Source organism: Burkholderia sp. MSMB1498 (genome assembly GCF_001526245.1).
Taxonomy (GTDB): Bacteria; Pseudomonadota; Gammaproteobacteria; order Burkholderiales; family Burkholderiaceae; genus Burkholderia; species Burkholderia savannae.
In genome coordinates this window covers 15,156-28,778 of the sequence record NZ_LOYJ01000103.1, presented here as the reverse complement: position 1 = coordinate 28,778, position 13,623 = coordinate 15,156, and the positions used below count along the sequence as shown (strand labels likewise).

Here is a 13,623-nt window from a genome sequence, read left to right as displayed (position 1 = left end):
GCATACGAGCAAGCCGCGAGGCGATCCCAGATTCCGATCGTCATGTCGACCTTTGAGCGAGTGGTTTTCCTGCTGTGCGCCGCGTTGCTGCCGGTTGTTCCGGCGATTGGCCGGGCCGACACGCTGTTGCCCAGAACCCAGGCCTTCACGGTCAGCGCGCAGATTGTCGCGGGCTGCGGCGTCGCGGGCGGCGGGCCGACGAGCGGCCTGAGCTTCGGCACGCTCGATTTCGGCGCGCATCCGGCCGTCGCGACGGGGCAGGCGAGCGCGGCGGTCGGCGGCGGCGCATTGCAGATCGAATGCTCGCCCGGCTCGACGCTGAAGATGACGATCGACGGCGGCGCGAACGCGAGCGCGGGCAACACGCAGCGCAATCTGGCGAGCGGCGGCGCGCGCGTCGCATATCAGCTGTATTCGGACGCCGGACACACGCAGGCGATCGCGATCGGGCAGGCGGTGTCGCTGCCCGTGTCCGGGACGATCACGCTGCCGATCTACGGCGCGCTGACGCTGCCGGGCGGCGGCGCGCCCGCCGGCACGTACACCGACACCGCGCAGGTCACGCTCAGTTATTAATCAATCAGGAATCCGTGATGAAAGTTTCGAGATCGCCCGGCATGCCGGCGCGAGCCGCACGCATGTTGCGCCGCGCGCTCGTCGGCGCGGCGGCCGCGGCGGCGTTGGTCGCGCCGCACGCGCATGCGGCGACGTCCGTGATGATCTGGCCGATCGATCCCGTGATCGACAGCGATCAGCGCGCGGCGGCGTTATGGCTCGAGAACCGCGATCGCCGGCCGGTGACGCTGCAGGTGCGCGTGCTCGGCTGGCGCGAAGCGAACGGCGAGGATGTCTACGACGAGAGCCAGCAGCGCATCGCGGGCAGCCCGCCGATGGCGACTGTGCCGCCCGGCAAGCGCCAGTTGATCCGGCTGACCCGCCTCGCGGACGCCGCGCCCGGCACCGAGGAGGCGTACCGTGTGCTGATCGACGAGATCCCGCAGCCGGACGACGACGCGCGGAACGCCGCGAACGAGACGGCGCTCGGCGTGAAGTTCCAGATGCATTACTCGGTGCCGCTCTTCGTGTACGGCGACGGCCTGTGGACGAAGGAGAACCCGGACGAGCGTCGCGACCCTGCGACGGCGGGGCGGCCCGCCCTCCGGTGGCGCATCGTGCACGACGGCGGCAAGCGCTGGCTCGTCGTGTCGAACCGCGGCCCCGTGCATGCGCGGATCACGCGCGCGGCGTTCGAATCGAACGGCTCGCGCGCCGATTTGGCGCGCGGCCTGCTCGGCTACGTGCTGCCCGGCGCGCAGATGCGCTGGGCGCTGCCCGAGAGCATGAAGCTCAATTCCAATTCCAAGCTGGTCGCCACCGTCAACGGCGTGGCCGATCTCGCGATCGACGTGGACGGCGCCGCTTCGAACCGGTAATCCGCATCACGACACAAGCGACGACGTCGCGACGGGGAAATGCCTTGAAGCGGTACAACGGGTACAACGAACACAGAACGAGAAGACTGCCGCGACGGCGCGCGGCGGCGTGGGCGGTGGGGATGGCGTTCGCGGCGGCGGGGGACGTGCGCGCGAACGAGCCGATGACGCTCGCGGAGAGCTTCGGCCGCGCGCTGCCGCCCGCGGGCGGCGCGGCGACGCGCGGCACGTTGTACCTCGAGCTCGTCGTCAACGAGCTGTCGACCGGGCGGATCGTGCCGATCCGCTATCGGGACGGCGTCTACTACGCGCGCGCGGGCGATCTCGCGCAGGCGTCGGTGCGCACGCACGCCGAACCCGACGCGCTCGTCGATCTGTCGACGCTCGACGGCGTGCAAGTCGAATACGAGAGCGGCGAGCAGCGTCTGAAGCTGAGCGTGCCGCCCGACTGGCTGCCGCAGCAGGCGGTCGGCTCGCGGCGGCTGTACGACCGCACGCCCGCGGCCGTGAGCTTCGGGCTCCTGTTCAATTACGACGTGTACGCGAATTCGCCGACGCTCGGCACGAGCTACACGTCCGCATGGACCGAAGCGCGGCTGTTCGACAAGTGGGGCACCGTGACGAACACGGGGGTCTATCGGCGCGATTACGGCGGCAGCGGCGGCGTCGCGAGCAACCGCTATCTGCGCTACGACACGTCCTGGCGCTACTCGGATCAGGACCGCATGCTCACGTACACGGCGGGCGACGTGATTACGGGCGCGCTGTCGTGGTCGAGCGCGGTGCGTCTGGGCGGCGTGTCGATCGAGCGCGACTTCAAGGTGCGCCCCGACATCGTCACGTATCCGCTGCCGCAGTTCTCGGGCCAGGCCGCGGTGCCGACCGCCGTCGATCTCTTCATCAACGGCAGCAAGACGACGACGGGGCAGGTGAATCCGGGGCCGTTCACGCTGAACAACGTGCCGTTCATCAACGGCGCGGGCGAGGCGACCGTCGTGACGACCGACGCGCTCGGCCGCCGGGTCGCGACGACGATTCCGTTCTACGTCGCGAACACGCTGCTGCAGAAGGGGCTCTCGGACTATTCGCTGTCGGTCGGCGCGATGCGGCGCGACTATGGCATCCGCTCGTTCTCGTACGGCAAGTTCGCGGCGTCGGGCACCGCGCGCTACGGCCTCACCGATTACCTGACGATCGAAGGCCATGCGGAGGGCGGCGAACGCCTCGCGCTCGGCGGCCTCGGGTTCGACGTCGGCGTCGGCATGTTCGGCGTGCTCAACGTCGCGGCGACGCAGAGCCGTCTCGCCGGCGCGTCCGGCCGGCAGTACGCGTTCGGCTACAGCTATTCGTCGCAGCGCTTCAGCGTGGCGCTGCAACGGATTCAGCGCACCGACGGGTTTCGCGATCTGTCGGTCTACGACTTGCCTTCGGACGTCGCGTACCGGCTCGTGCGCAGCAGCATGCAGGCCACGGGCGCGCTCAATCTCGGCGCGATCGGCGGCACGCTCGGTGCCGGCTATTTCGACGTGCGCGGCGCCGACGGCGCGCGCACGCGGATCGCGAACCTGTCGTACACGCGTCCGATCTTGCGGCGCGCGACGCTCTACGCGTCGGTGAACAAGACGATCGGCGACCACGGCTTCGCCGCGCAAGTGCAACTGATCGTGCCGCTCGGCGACAAGGGCGTCGTGACGGGCTCGCTCGCGCGCGATCAGAACAACAGCGTCAGCGAGCGCGTGCAGTACAGCCGCAGCGTGCCGAGCGACGGCGGCTTCGGCTGGAACCTCGCGTACGCGGGGGGCGGTTCGCACTATCAGCAGGCGGACGCGACGTGGCGCAACCGCTACTTCCAGGTGCAGGGCGGCGCGTACGGCTACGGCGCGGGGCGCGGCTATGCGCGCTGGGGCGAGATGCAGGGCTCGGTCGTCGTGATGGACGGCGCGATGCTGCCCGCGAATCGCGTCGACGACGCGTTCGTGCTGATCGACACGCAAGGCCGCAAGGGCGTGCCCGTGCGCTACGAGAACCAGCTCGTCGGCAAGACGGACGGCGGCGGCCATCTGCTCGTGCCGTGGGCGCCGTCGTATTACGCGGGCAAGTACGAAATCGATCCGCTCGAGCTGCCGAGCAATGTGCGCGTGCCGGTCGTCGAGCAGCGCGTGGCCGTGCGCGACCGCGGCGGCGCGCTCGTCACGTTCCCGATCGAGAAGATCGTCTCCGCGCAAATCTCGCTCGTCGACGCCGCGGGCCGGCCGATCGGCATCGGCTCGCGCGTGCTGCACGAGGAAAGCGGCCAGACCGCGCTCGTCGGCTGGCAGGGCGAGACTTATTTCGAAGGCTTGTCCGCGGTCAATCATCTGCGCGTGACGACGCCGGACGGCCGCACGTGCCGAGCGACGTTCGATGCCGACGTCGACGCGGCTAGGATGAACCGCATCGGCCCGCTCGCGTGCGGCGAATAACGACAGGATTCATCGATGAAGCCATTCTGCCAATTCCTCGTGCGCGTCGCGGCGGCGCTCGCGCTCGGTCTTTTCGCGGCGATGCACGCGCACGCGACGTGCTCGGTCGTGAGCGCGGCCCCCGCGTCGTTCGGCACGGTCACGTCGTTCGTCGCCGCGAGCCAGCCGCAGTCGACGTCGACGACGAGCAGCGGCCTGTCGTGCTCGGGCGCGCTGCTCGGCCTGTTCGTGATCGGCGACCAGATCAACGCGACGATCACGTCGGCCAACGGCGGCAAGCTCGTCGGCCCGACGGGGGACGCGGTGCCGTACGCGGCGTTCGCCGACCAGAACTATTCGATCAAGCTCGACTACAGCACGACCTACAACTGGGCGAGCGGGCAGTTGCTGAACCTGCTCGGGATCTTCGGCGGCCCCGCGAAGACGCTGCCGCTGTATTTCCGCACGATCCAGGGCAGCAATGTCGCGGCGGGCACGTACGCCGACACGCTGACGATCGCGTGGAGCTGGGACTACTGCAGCGGGATCGGCATTCTCGGTCTCTGTCTCGGCCGCGACCGGGGCTCGGGCACGGCCGTCGTGCCGGTCACGCTCACCGTGACGAACGATTGCGTGATCGTCGCGCCCGACGTGAACTTCGGTTCCGCGCCGACGGTCGCGAGCTTCGCGCCGGTGACGGGCAGCGTGTCGCTCACCTGCACGAAGGGGATGGTCTACACGGTCGGCCTCACCAGTGGCGCGAATCCGCACGCGAGCGGGCGCCGGCAGATGGCGAACGGCGCGAACCGGCTGCAGTACGACATCTTCGGCTCGGGCGGCGGCGCGGTGTGGGGGCAGTCGACGAACCGCGCGGGCAGCGGCGCGGCGGCCGACGGCCGATCGGCGCAGCAGTTTCCGTACACCGCGCGGATCTACTCGGATCAGCAGACGCCCGCCGTCGGCACGTATACGGACAGTGTGGTGATCGACGTGCGCTATTAGCCGAAAATCGGCGTTTTCTGAAAATCGTTTCGGACATGCGAATCGAGTCGGACGGGGGGATATGGAGGTGAGCGGAAAAGCCGGAACAGTTTTTTTCGTTTTCGAACGAAGCGTAGATTTGACGATGTGCGAAGCCCGAAACGGCCAATTCGGGCGCGAGAATATCGCCCTGCGCATGCGTTGATCGCCGACTTTCGCGTGTCGGCCGTCCCATTTTCGTTCCGGGCCGGCCGCGGGCGGACGCCGCCGCTCTGCGCTGCGCGCCATCGAATCGAGGAATCGGAGAAAGCGCACGTGCGATGGGATAAACGACCCTACCCATAAATGGAACGGCGACAAGAAAAAGGAGGTGCGAGTTTTTTCCGGAAACGGAAGAGATGCGTATTCTGACGAGGTTCCATATGGGATAAAGGTATGAAAAGCGACGGCTTTTGCGGAGGCAAATTCTGTCGACGCATACTGGTGTGCATCTCCGCAGCAGCGCTCGCGTTCTTGACGCTGCCGCAGGCTTCCGCGCGGGTGCAGGACAGCATGCTGATCGCGGCGACGCCCTGCAAGTGGACGCATCTGTACCCGTTGCTTTGGGGAGGCAGCCACGTGCTCGTCGCGCTGCTGAGCTACGGATGGGCGCACCGCGATCTGAAGCGCCTGCAGGCGGCGCTGCGCGCGAGCCGGGGCTCGCTCGCGACCGCGAGCCACGAGCTGCGCGCGCCCGTCAACGGCATGCTCGCGCTCGTCGAGCTGCTGAAGAAGGGGCTGCTCGCGCCGGAGCAGCAGCGGCTGCTGAGTCTCGTGCAGGACTCGGGGCAGTCGCTCGCGCGCGTGCTGAACGACATTCTCGATCACGCGAGCATCGAGGCGGGGCAGTTCGCGATCGAGAAGACGCGCGTGGACGTGCGCGAGCTCGTCGACAGCGTGACCGCGATGCTCGCGGTGCAGGCGCAGCGCAAAGGCTTGCGAATCAGGCTATACGTCGACGCTGACGTGCCGGCCGCCGTGCTGACGGACGGCAATCGGCTGCGGCAGATTCTCGTCAACCTGATCGGCAACGGCATCAAGTACACGGAGCGCGGCAGCGTGTCGGTGCGCGTGCGCGCGGCGCACGAGGCCGACGGCTCGGTCGAGATCGTCGCGACGATCGTCGATACGGGAATCGGCATCGCCGCCGACGAGCTGCGGCGGCTCTTCACGCCGTTCGTGCGCGCGGCGCGCGGCGCGCGGCGCACGGAATCGGGAACGGGGCTCGGGCTTGCGATCGCGCGCAAGCTCGCGAGATTGCTGGGAGGAGACGTGACGCTGTCAAGCGAGGAAGGCAGGGGAACGACGGCGACGGCGCGCATCCGCTGCGCGGTCGCGGCGCGCGGCTACGCGCCGGATGCGCTCGCCGGGCGCGTGGTGTCGATCGACGTCGGCGATCCGGCGGCCGCGGCGACGCTCGCCGCCTACGCGCGCGCCGCGGGCGTGCGGCTCGCCGCGCGCGGCGCGACGGACGTCGACGCGGTGGTGTGCGACGAGGCGCGCGTCGACGCGGCGCGGCCGCAGATCGGCTGGGTCGGCGTGACCGACGCGGCGCAGCCCGCCGGCTGGCTCGACGACGGCACGCACGTGCGGCTGAGCAGCAACCCGCTCGGCTGGCGCGCGTTCACCGAGAGCCTGCGCGCCGCGCTCGACGCGCGGGATGCGGCGTGCGCACGCGCGGCGACGGGAAGCGAGCCGCGCGCGTACCGCGTGCTCGTCGTCGACGATCAGGAAATGAACCGCGTCGTGATCGGCTACCAGCTCGACGCGCTCGGCCATCGCGCGCGCCTCTGCGGCGGCGGCGAAGAAGCGTTGCGCGCGCTCGAGGCGGGCGCGTTCGACGTCGTGCTCACCGACTGCCGGATGCCGGGCATGGACGGCGTCGCGCTGACGGCGGCGATCCGCGCGCATCCGGATGCGCGCGTGCGCGCGACGCCCGTCGTCGGCGTGACGGCGCTCGTGTCGGACGCCGAATACGCGCGCTGCGTCGCGGCCGGCATGACGTTGTGCATCGGCAAGCCGACGACGCTCGACGCGCTCGAGCGCGCGCTCGTCGATGCGATCGAGCCCGCGCCCGCGCTGCGCTTCGATCCGTCGCGCATCGACGCGACGCGCCTGCTCGCGGGATTCGGCGCGTCGTCCGCGCACGGCGCGGCGCGCGACGCGATCCTGCTTGCGTGCCGCCGCGCGCTCGAGCGCGACCGGGATGCGCTGACGCGCCATTTGCGCGACGGCCTGTCCGAGCGCGAGCTGCGCGCGTGGTGCCACACGGCGCGCGGCACGTACGGCCTGTTCGGCCAGGCGCACGTCGATGCGCTGCTCGACGAATTCCACCATCTGCTCGCGGCGGGCGACGCCCGCGCGATCCGCGGCGCGGTCCGGGACACGCTCGCGATGGTGAACCATCTGCTGCGCTGCGTTGCGCATCCGGCGCAATCGCGCGATCGCGGCGATCCAAAAGGAGGAAGGTAAATGAGCGTTCAAGTGTTGATCGCGGACGACCATCCGCTCGTGCTGTTGGGCGTGCGTCACATGCTGGCGGACATGGCCGACGTGTCGATCGTCGGCGAGGCGCACGATCCGGCGGGGCTGCTCGCGCGGCTCGCGGCCACGCCGTGCGACATCGTCATCACCGATTTCGCGATGCCCGACCAGCCGGCCGCGGACGGCCTCGCGATGCTGACCGCGATCCGCGACGGCCATCCTTCGGTGCGCGTGATCGTTCTGACGATGCTCGACAACCCGGTGCTGATGCGCACGATGCGCCAGGCGGGCGCGCTCGCGGTGCTGAGCAAGCGGGGCGACCTCGACGAGCTGCCGCGCGCGCTCGCCGCCGTGTGCCAGGGGCGGACATTCGTCGGCACGCACGCGGGCGCGGCGAGCGGGCTCGCGATGCGCGCGACGGACGCGCCGCCGCAGCTGAGCCCGCGCGAGATCGAGGTCGTGCGCCTCTGCGCGACCGGCATGACGATGACCGACATCGCGCACCGCTATGGCCGCAGCATCAAGACGGTCAGCACGCACAAGCACAATGCGATGGGTAAGCTCGGGCTGAAGTCCGACGTCGATCTGTTCATGTACGCGTCGGAGAACGGGCTCGTGTGACGGGCGCGCAGGGACGCAGGCATCGCATCGCGCGATGCCGATGCCGGGGGCGCCGGGCCTGGCGCCGTGCGAAGAGGCGGCTGCCCGATTCGCGAATCAGTCGATCAGATTCGCCATCCGCACGTTCGGGTCGACGTGCGCGTCGTAATCGACGCCGTCGATCTCGAAGCCGAACAGACGCAGGAATTCGGTCTTGTAGCCGGCGAAATCGGCGAGCGTGTACAGATTGTCGTCCGTCACCTGGTCCCACAGCTCGAGCACGCGCGCCTGCACGGCGGGATCGAGCTCGCGCCCGTCGGCGCGCAGCCGGCCTTCGGCGTCGACATGCGGATGCGCGCCGTAGAGACTGTCGCGGAACAGGCCGTCGACCTGCTCGATGCAGCCTTCGTGCGTGCCGCGCGCCTTCATCACCTTGAAGAGCAGCGACAGGTACAGCGGCATCATCGGAATCGCGGAGCTCGCCTGCGTGACGACGGCCTTCAGCACCGACACGCGCGCGTCGCCGCCGCGCGAGGCGAGCTTGTCGCGGATCGCGAGCACGGTGCGGTCGAGGTCCTTCTTCGCCTCGCCGATCGAGCCGTTCCAGTAGATGTCGTGCGTGACCTTCTCGCCGAGATACGTGAACGCGGTCGTCTTCGCGCCGTCGGCGAGCACGCCCGCCGCGTCGAGCGCGTCGATCCACATCCGCCAGTCCTCGCCGCCCATCACGGCGACCGTGCCGGCGATCTCGTCGGGCGTCGCCGGCTGAAGCAGCGTTTCCTTGATCGCCTCGTTGTCCGTATCGATCCCGCGCAGCCGCACCGCGCGGCCGATCGGCTTGAGCGTCGACTGGAACGTCTCGCCCGTCTTCGGATGCGTCCTGCGCGGCGCGGCGACGCTGTAGACGACCAGGTCGACCTGGCCGAGATCGCGCCTGATCGCGTCGATCGTCTTTTGCTTGATCTCGTCGGAGAACGCGTCGCCGTTGATGCTCGCCGCATACAGGCCGCGCGCGGCCGCTTCTTCATGGAAGGCGGCGCTGTTGTACCAGCCCGCGGTGCCGGGCTTCGCGTCGCCCGGCGCACGCTCGAAGAACACGCCGAGCGTGGCGGCCGCCGATCCGAACGCGGCCGCGATGCGCGCGGCGAGCCCGTAGCCCGTCGACGCGCCGATCACGAGCACCTTCTTCGGCCCGTGCCCGATCGGGCCGCCGCGCTCGACGTAGGCGATCTGCTCGCGCACGCTCGCCGCACAGCCGGCCGGATGGGTGGTGACGCAGATGAAGCCGCGTACGCGCGGTTTGATGATCATGGCGGTCTCGCTTGGATGGCAGGGACGGTCGGAAAGGGAGCGTGCATTCTAAACGAGGCGCGCGGCGGGCCATGCGTTCGCGAGGGCGGACGGCGCGCGCGGCGGCGGCCGGAATGCGCGGCAGGCGGAGCGGATGGTGCGGGATCGGCGCCGGATCGGCGCGGATCGATGCAGATCGGCACCGGAGTGCCGCGGGAGTGCCGCACGCGATGAATCGGGCGGCGGACATCGCGGCGCGCGGCATCGCATGCGAGCGTCCCGTGCGCGCCCGGCCGCACGCGTGCGAATGCTTGCATCCGATCGGATGCGGCGCGCCGAGTGCGCCGCGCGCGGGCCGAAAAAAAGGGCGGCCGAAGCCGCCCAATGAAGCGATGTCGCGTCGTCGTGATCCGGTAGCGCGCTCAGTTGCCCGTCGACAGCGTGAGCGCGTTCGTCAGGTCGCCCATCGGCTTGAGGCCGTTCGCGACGAGCGCGTCGTCGCGCTGTTTGAGGCCCGCGAGCTTCGGCAGCGAGAAGCGGCGCGTGATGAAGCGCAGGATCGACGCGGTGTCGTATTGCGTATGGTCGACGAAGCCTTGCTTTGCGAACGGCGAGATGACGAACGCCGGAATGCGCGTGCCCGGGCCCCAGCGGTCGCCCTTCGGCGGCGCGACGTGATCCCAGAAGCCGCCGTTCTCGTCGTACGTGACGATCACGACCATGTTGTTCCACTGAGGGCTCTTCTGCAGGTGCGAGATCACGTCGGCGATGTGCTGGTCGCCCGACGCGACGTCGGTGTAGCCCGGGTGCTCGTTCAGGTTGCCCTGCGGCTTGTAGAACGTGACCTGCGGCAGCTTGCCCGCGTCGATCGCCTGGATGAGCGTGGTGCCGTTCGAGCCGGCGTCGAGCAGGTGCTGCGCGCGGCTCGCGCTGCCGGGCGCCTGGTTCGCGTAATAGTTGAACGGCTGGTGATGCGGCTGGAAGTTCGGCGAGGTCATGTTCGGCCCGTAGATCACGCCCGACGTGTTGCTTTGCGCGGCCTGCAGCGCCGCGCCCCACGCGCCGCCGTACCAGGCCCACGAGATGCCCGAGTTCGTCAGCAGGTCGCCGATGTTCTGCTGCGTCTGCGGCGGCAGCGTCGACGGGTTCGACGGATCGGCGAGGTTCGGATCGCCGCCCGACGCGGCCGCGTTGCCGCTCGGCTGATACGGCGGCTGCATCGTGTTGACCGCGTAGAAATCCGGCGTGAGGCCGCCCGATTTGACGAACTTCGGCGGGCCCGACAGCGCGGAAGCGGGCGAATTCGCGGCCGTCGTGAGCGTCACGCCGTCCGGGTTGACCACCGAGATCTGGCTCGCGGCCGGGCTCTTGTCGGCGTTCGGGTAATACGGCGCGCACGCGCAGATCAGGTACTGGTGATTCAGGAACGAGCCGCCGAACGCGCCCATGAAGAAGTTGTCGGCGAGCGTGTATTGCTGCGCGAGCTTCCAGAGCGGCAGCTTCGACGGATCGGCCGTGTAGTGGCCCATCACGAGGCCGCCCGCGTCGGACCACGCGGCGTACTTGTCGTTCTTGCCGCCGTCGATCTGCATCTGGTTCTCGTAGAAGCGGTGAACGAGGTCGCGCGTCGTCACGCTCATCGGCGTGTTGAAGCCGTTCGGATCGTCGATGGCGAACGGCGCGTTCGGCAGGTTCGCCGTCATCGCCTCCGTCACCGCGGGCGACACGCCCGCCGCCGTCAGGCCGTTCCAGATCTTCGGCAGCGTCGCGAGCGGCGTGCCGTCGCGGTCGGCCTGCTGCGCGCTCGCGGCCGTCGCGTTCTGCAGGCCGTTCGCGCCGGGGAAGTTGCCGTACAGGTTGTCGAAGCTGCGGTTTTCCGCATAGATCACGACGACGTTCTTCACTGCCGACAGGCCGGGCGACGTGACGTCGTCCCCGCCGCACGCGGTGAGGCCGAAGGCGGCCGCCAGCGCGATCGGCGTCACGCGAATCCAATGCTTGTTCATTCGTTATCTCTCTTGTCGCACGAGGGGTGTGGGTATCGAGGGGCCGGCCGGCGCGCGTCGCGCGAAGCGGCGTGCGGCATGAATGTGCTTTGACAGCCGGCTGCGCGGATTGTGTAAGGAGCGTTTGACAGCAACATGTTGTAATGCTTTCGTTCAGCTGTCGATTTACCGTCATCGATTTGTCATTCTCGTGACATACGCTCGCGCCTTTCCCACTCGACACCGCCGAATCGATGATGCGCCGCCCGCTGCGACACGCCACCCGGAATCGTTCGACCTTCGCCGCGCTGCGCACGCTCGCGGCGGCGACCGCGCTCGCGGCAAGCGTCGCCGCCTGCGATGCGAACGGCCCCGCCGAGACGCGCGCTTCGGCGCCCGCTGCGGTATCCGCTTCGGCGCCCGCCGCGCAGGCGGGTGCGCCCGCCGTCGTCGAGCGCCGGCCGCAGACGCGCGCGCAGGTGTACGAAGCTGTGAAGCAGATGACGGCGCTCGGCCGGCAGCTGTTCTTCGATCCGTCGCTGTCGGGCAGCGGCAAGCTCGCGTGCGCGTCGTGTCACAGCCCGCAGCACGCGTTCGGGCCGCCGAACGCGCTGCCCGCGCAATTCGGCGGCGACGATCTGCGCCAGCAGGGCTTTCGCGCGGTGCCGACGCTCAAGTACCTGCAGAAGGTGCCCGCGTTCAGCGAGCACTATCACGAGTCGGACGACGAGGGCGACGAGAGCGTCGACGCCGGTCCGACGGGCGGCCTCACGTGGGACGGCCGCGTCGACAGCGGCGCGGAGCAGGCGCGCGTGCCGCTCACGTCGCCGTTCGAGATGAACGGCACGCCCGCGAAGGTCGCGCGCGCGGTGCGGGCCGCGCCGTACGCGGACGCGTTTCGCCGCGCGTTCGGCTCGCGCGTGCTCGACGACGACCGCGCGACGTTCGACGCGGTGCTGCAGGCGCTCGGCACGTTCGAGCAGACGCCCGACGTGTTCTATCCGTACACGAGCAAGTACGACGCCTATCTGGCGGGCCGCGCGCAGCTCACGAGCGCCGAGCTGCACGGGCTGCAGGTCTTCAACGACGAGAAGAAGGGCAACTGCGCGAGCTGCCACGTGAGCCGGCGCGGACTCGACGGCACGCCGCCGCAGTTCAGCGATTTCGGCCTGATCGCGCTCGGCGTGCCGCGCAATCGCGAGCTCGCCGTGAACCGGAATCCGGCGTTCCACGATCTCGGCGCATGCGGGCCCGAACGCCGGGACCTGAAGGGGCGCGACGAGTTCTGCGGGCTGTTCCGCACGCCGACGCTGCGCAACGTCGCGCTGAAGAAGACGTTCTTCCACAACGGCATCTATCACTCGCTCGAGGACGTGATGCGCTTCTACGCGCAACGCGACACGCATCCCGAGAAGTTCTATCCGGTGAAGAACGGCGTCGTCCAGAAGTTCGACGACTTGCCCAAGCGCTACTGGAAGAACCTGAACGACGAGCCGCCGTTCGACCGCAAGCGCGGCGATCCGCCCGCGATGACCGACGCGGAGATCAAGGACGTGATCGCGTTCCTCGGCACGCTCACCGACGGCTACGACGCGCAAGCGAAGCCGGCGCTCGGCAATCGCTGAGACGCGCGCAACGGGCGGGCTGCGCGACGCCACCGCCCGGCGTCACTCGCGCAGCGCGTCTTCGACGCACGCGGCGCGCGCCGCCGCATGATTCTCGTGCGTCGTATCCGTAAGGCAATCCACATACGACGCGACGTAACGCTCGAACATTTCGCGCGCTTCATCGGGCGGCGCGCCGACCATCTGCGCGACGAGCGCGCGCGAGCCCACTTCGAAGTGCTGATAGTCGATCGGGTCGTCCCAATAGCCGCCCCAGCGCAGGAAGCCGTTGTTCGCGAACACGTCGACGGCGCGCTCGGCCATGCCGGGCCTCGGCGGCTTGCCGGGCCGTTCGTCGAGCCGGTTCATCGACGCCTTCGCGGCGGACTCGGGCAGCACGCGCGCGCCGCCGTCGCCGCCGAACGACACGTACGGGTTGCGCAAAGGATTGACGTCGATCGCGACGCCGTACGCGTGCATCGACCACTCGTCGCTGCCCGTTTTGGGCCGCGAGTTGAACGCCGACGTGTTGTCGTCGTTCATCGACGCGACGTCGTTGCCGCGATAGCGCTCGATCGGCACGGCCTTGTTCAGCGGGAAGCGCATCCGGCGGAGCGTGTCGAAGATCGTCTGCACGCGCTCGGCAACCGCATCGAGCACGACGACTTCGCCTTTTTGTGTTTGGCCGTCGAAATTCACGTAATCGAACGACACGTTTCTCAATCGTCCGCATTGAACCGGCGAACGATCGCTCATTACGCGTTCG

At 69.2% G+C, this 13,623-nt stretch carries 10 protein-coding genes; 7 read left to right on the top strand and 3 right to left on the bottom strand.

Features of this window, described 5'->3' with window-relative positions:
- The first annotated feature begins 42 nt into the window (after window positions 1-42).
- The 6 genes from WS91_RS23390 to WS91_RS23365 all read left to right on the top strand — a co-directional run bounded on the left by WS91_RS23390 (window position 43) and on the right by WS91_RS23365 (window position 7,999).
- Window positions 43-576 (top strand): Csu type fimbrial protein, encoded by a 534-nt coding sequence (locus WS91_RS23390; RefSeq protein WP_059583007.1) that lies wholly within the window; start codon window positions 43-45, stop codon window positions 574-576.
- A 17-nt stretch (window positions 577-593) separates the two neighbouring features.
- A complete protein-coding gene (locus WS91_RS23385; RefSeq protein WP_059583010.1) occupies window positions 594-1,433 on the top strand; it encodes a fimbrial biogenesis chaperone in 840 nt (279 codons plus the stop codon).
- 122 nt (window positions 1,434-1,555) lie between these two features.
- Window positions 1,556-3,895: a fimbria/pilus outer membrane usher protein gene (locus WS91_RS23380; protein ID WP_442854980.1), complete on the top strand. Its 2,340-nt coding sequence runs from the start codon at window positions 1,556-1,558 to the stop codon at window positions 3,893-3,895.
- Window positions 3,896-3,910: 15 nt separating this feature from the next.
- Window positions 3,911-4,876 carry a Csu type fimbrial protein gene (locus WS91_RS23375; protein ID WP_059671128.1) on the top strand — a complete coding sequence of 322 codons (966 nt, stop codon included), beginning with the start codon at window positions 3,911-3,913 and terminating at the stop codon, window positions 4,874-4,876.
- Window positions 4,877-5,290: 414 nt separating this feature from the next.
- Window positions 5,291-7,366: an ATP-binding protein gene (locus tag WS91_RS23370; protein WP_038751345.1), complete on the top strand. Its 2,076-nt coding sequence runs from the start codon at window positions 5,291-5,293 to the stop codon at window positions 7,364-7,366.
- Window positions 7,367-7,999 carry a response regulator transcription factor gene (locus WS91_RS23365; RefSeq protein ID WP_038751344.1) on the top strand — a complete coding sequence of 211 codons (633 nt, stop codon included), beginning with the start codon at window positions 7,367-7,369 and terminating at the stop codon, window positions 7,997-7,999.
- A gap of 96 nt (window positions 8,000-8,095) precedes the next feature.
- Here WS91_RS23365 and fabV read toward each other — a convergent pair whose 3' ends face one another.
- Together fabV and WS91_RS23355 are read right to left on the bottom strand one after the other, a co-directional pair.
- Entirely contained in the window at window positions 8,096-9,289 is a 1,194-nt protein-coding gene (gene fabV / locus WS91_RS23360; RefSeq protein WP_038751343.1) for an enoyl-ACP reductase FabV, read from the bottom strand.
- 401 nt (window positions 9,290-9,690) lie between these two features.
- Entirely contained in the window at window positions 9,691-11,274 is a 1,584-nt protein-coding gene (locus tag WS91_RS23355; RefSeq protein WP_059671127.1) for an acid phosphatase, read from the bottom strand.
- Between the two features lie 233 nt (window positions 11,275-11,507).
- On the opposite strand from WS91_RS23355, the gene WS91_RS23350 reads away from it, so the two are divergent.
- Window positions 11,508-12,878, top strand: a complete 1,371-nt coding sequence (locus WS91_RS23350) for a cytochrome-c peroxidase (protein WP_059671126.1) — start codon at window positions 11,508-11,510, stop codon at window positions 12,876-12,878.
- Window positions 12,879-12,920: 42 nt separating this feature from the next.
- On the opposite strand, the gene WS91_RS23345 is transcribed toward WS91_RS23350, so the two are convergent.
- The gene (locus WS91_RS23345; protein ID WP_231752071.1) at window positions 12,921-13,613 is read right to left on the bottom strand and encodes a M15 family metallopeptidase; all 693 of its coding nucleotides are present in this window, start codon (window positions 13,611-13,613) and stop codon (window positions 12,921-12,923) included.
- Window positions 13,614-13,623 lie beyond the last annotated feature (10 nt).

What these genes read in the sequence shown, in the direction of transcription:
- WS91_RS23390 (WP_059583007.1), top strand. Translation starts at nt 43, where the DNA reads ATGTCGACCTTTGAGCGAGTGGTTTTCCTGCTGTGCGCCGCGTTGCTG.
- WS91_RS23385 (WP_059583010.1), top strand. Translation starts at nt 594, where the DNA reads ATGAAAGTTTCGAGATCGCCCGGCATGCCGGCGCGAGCCGCACGCATG.
- WS91_RS23380 (WP_442854980.1), top strand. Translation starts at nt 1,556, where the DNA reads ATGGCGTTCGCGGCGGCGGGGGACGTGCGCGCGAACGAGCCGATGACG.
- WS91_RS23375 (WP_059671128.1), top strand. Translation starts at nt 3,911, where the DNA reads ATGAAGCCATTCTGCCAATTCCTCGTGCGCGTCGCGGCGGCGCTCGCG.
- WS91_RS23370 (WP_038751345.1), top strand. Translation starts at nt 5,291, where the DNA reads ATGAAAAGCGACGGCTTTTGCGGAGGCAAATTCTGTCGACGCATACTG.
- WS91_RS23365 (WP_038751344.1), top strand. Translation starts at nt 7,367, where the DNA reads ATGAGCGTTCAAGTGTTGATCGCGGACGACCATCCGCTCGTGCTGTTG.
- fabV (WP_038751343.1), bottom strand. Translation starts at nt 9,289, where the DNA reads ATGATCATCAAACCGCGCGTACGCGGCTTCATCTGCGTCACCACCCAT.
- WS91_RS23355 (WP_059671127.1), bottom strand. Translation starts at nt 11,274, where the DNA reads ATGAACAAGCATTGGATTCGCGTGACGCCGATCGCGCTGGCGGCCGCC.
- WS91_RS23350 (WP_059671126.1), top strand. Translation starts at nt 11,508, where the DNA reads ATGATGCGCCGCCCGCTGCGACACGCCACCCGGAATCGTTCGACCTTC.
- WS91_RS23345 (WP_231752071.1), bottom strand. Translation starts at nt 13,613, where the DNA reads ATGAGCGATCGTTCGCCGGTTCAATGCGGACGATTGAGAAACGTGTCG.